Raw genomic sequence first — 436 nt, 5'->3', positions numbered from 1 at the left:
TTGTGCACCCGGCGCGCCAACGCCTCATCAAGCTCACCGATCACCTCGTCCTCGACGTTTTCGGTACGGTTGACGATCGTGTTGACCATCCGAAAGTCGATCACCCCGCTGATGAACACCTTGGCGATCCGCGGCAGCCGGTCACGCAACGTCCTGGCCAGCCCGACCTGATACACCGCGCGGGCATGGCTGATGTTCTGGATCGGCGAGATCTCCGCAGCCACCGCGGCAACTACATCGGTGAAGTAGAACTTGGCTTCCTGATACTCGCGCTCACGGCGAGCGAACAACTCACCGACCGCGGCCAGGCGCCGACCCATCGCCGCCGACTCCTCACGGGTCTCCTCACCCATGAAGTCGACCAGCTCCACATCCGACACCGACTCGAACATACATTCGACACTAGACGGCCCCACCGACACTTCAGAGTTCGGCG

1 protein-coding gene is annotated in these 436 nt (G+C 62.2%); it reads right to left on the bottom strand.

All coding sequences use genetic code 11. The features are described from left to right. Positions 1-392 (bottom strand): DUF222 domain-containing protein (locus ABQF13_RS25315; protein WP_448395556.1); only part of this gene is annotated, 392 nt, incomplete at its 3' end. Between the last annotated feature and the right edge of the window lie 44 nt (positions 393-436).

It is taken from the genome of Mycolicibacterium sp. XJ879, assembly GCF_053483935.1.
The sequence above is the reverse complement of the archived record's forward strand: the minus strand, read 5'-3'. Positions and strand labels throughout refer to the sequence as shown.